3 protein-coding genes are annotated in these 1804 nt (G+C 72.6%); all 3 read left to right on the top strand.

The features are described 5' to 3' along the window. The first annotated feature begins 233 nt into the window (after positions 1-233). Positions 234-461 carry a hypothetical protein gene (locus WEB03_RS15245; RefSeq protein ID WP_368071774.1) on the top strand — a complete coding sequence of 76 codons (228 nt, stop codon included), beginning with the start codon at positions 234-236 and terminating at the stop codon, positions 459-461. A 516-nt stretch (positions 462-977) separates the two neighbouring features. Next, a complete protein-coding gene (rpsL, locus tag WEB03_RS15240; RefSeq protein WP_052664405.1) occupies positions 978-1349 on the top strand; it encodes a 30S ribosomal protein S12 in 372 nt (123 codons plus the stop codon). Between the two features lies 1 nt (position 1350). Then, on the top strand, positions 1351-1804 hold a 454-nt coding region (gene rpsG / locus WEB03_RS15235; protein ID WP_368071773.1), incomplete at its 3' end, for a 30S ribosomal protein S7.

Genomic DNA, 1804 nt, shown 5'->3' with positions numbered 1-1804 from the left:
CCCCCCCTCCGCTCGTCTCTGCTCCTCCGCGCGGCCGGCTGCCCTCGCGGGCCCGTCGGCCCCGGCCGGCCCCCGGCGGCCGGCCACGGCGACCCGGCCGGGGGACCACCGCATGCACCGTCCACCGGTGGCCGTTCGGCACCGCCGCCCCCATCGCAGGGCCAGGACGGGACCCGTGGCGACCTCTACCGTCCCTGCTGGTTCGACCAACTCCCCACACTCAGGAGAACCACATGACCACGCTCCGTTCCTTCCGACGCTCGTCCGCCGCGCTCGTGGCCGCCGGCGCCCTGGCTCTCGGTGCCGGTGCCTGCGCTGACGACGGCGACATCACCACTGAGGACCCGATGACCGAGCCCGCCGACGACGGCGTGGTCGACGACGGCGCCGTGGACGACGGCGCCGTGGACGACGGCGTGGTGGACGACGCTGGTCTCGAGGAGGAGCCGGCCGACAGCTGAGCCGGCTCGCCTCACCGCTCGAGGGGTCGCGCTTCGGCGCGGCCCCTCGAGCGGTCCACACCAGGATCCCGCGTGGACGCGAGGCTGGCACCCAGCTCGCTGGTCGGACGTCGTTCCGCCCCGGATGGGCGCGCGCCGGCACCGGACCGTTTGACAGCCCGCGCGCACCGTCGGTACCGTCCGACCCTGCGCTGCGGCCTCGCCGTAGCGCGGTCCGGGCGCTCCCGCGCCACCTCTCGCTCGAGGATCTCGCGCAGAAGCCCGCGCGCGCTGCACCCCGGACCGTTCACCAGAGGCGGAACGCCCGACCCCGTGGGTCGGACCGAGCCGCCCGGTGGGACCCGCTCGACGCGCCACCGCGCTCCGCCCTCCGGGGTGAGGCGACGGCGGGCCTCGGGGCCCCGCTGCAACGAAACCCGCCCGACGCGCGCCCGCGCGCGTCAGCTCGCTCCAGGCGGGCTTCCACCCCAGATCTCGCGCCACCGCGCACGAGGCGACCCGACGGAGTACTCGAGGATGCCCACCATCCAGCAGCTGGTGCGCAACGGCCGTCAGTCGAAGGCCAAGAAGAACAAGACGCTCGCGCTCAAGGGTTCGCCCCAGCGCCGCGGTGTCTGCACGCGCGTCTACACCACCACCCCCAAGAAGCCGAACTCGGCCCTCCGCAAGGTCTGCCGCGTCAAGCTCTCGTCCGGGATCGAGGTCACGGCCTACATCCCCGGTGAGGGCCACAACCTGCAGGAGCACTCCATCGTGCTCGTGCGTGGCGGCCGCGTGAAGGACCTCCCTGGTGTCCGTTACAAGGTCATCCGCGGCTCCCTCGACGCAGCCCCGGTCCGCGACCGCAAGCAAGCGCGCTCCCGCTACGGCGTGAAGAAGGACAGCTGATATGCCTCGCAAGGGATCTCCCGGCCGCCGCAAGGTCCAGCCCGACGCCAAGTACGGCTCGGCGCTCGTGACCCAGCTGATCAACCGCGTCATGCGCGACGGCAAGCGTTCGATCGCGGAAGCGATCGTCTACGACGCGCTCGCCAACATCGGCAACCGCACCTCGGGCGGCGACCCGATCAGCGTCCTCAAGCGCGCGATCGACAACGTCAAGCCGCAGCTCGAGGTCAAGTCCCGCCGCGTCGGTGGTGCCACCTACCAGGTACCGATCGAGGTCCGGCCGTCGCGTTCGACCACGCTGGCCCTGCGATGGGTGGTCGGGTACGCCCGCATCCGTCGTGAGCACACCATGGGTGAGCGCCTCGCCGGCGAACTGCTCGACGCCTCCAACGGCGTCGGTGCGGCGGTCAAGCGTCGCGAGGACACCCACAAGATGGCCGAGGCCAACCGCGCCT

Source organism: Nitriliruptor sp. (assembly GCF_040882075.1).
In the GTDB taxonomy this organism is placed as follows: Bacteria; Actinomycetota; Nitriliruptoria; order Nitriliruptorales; family Nitriliruptoraceae; genus Nitriliruptor.
This window is presented reverse-complemented; position numbering and strand designations above follow the sequence as displayed.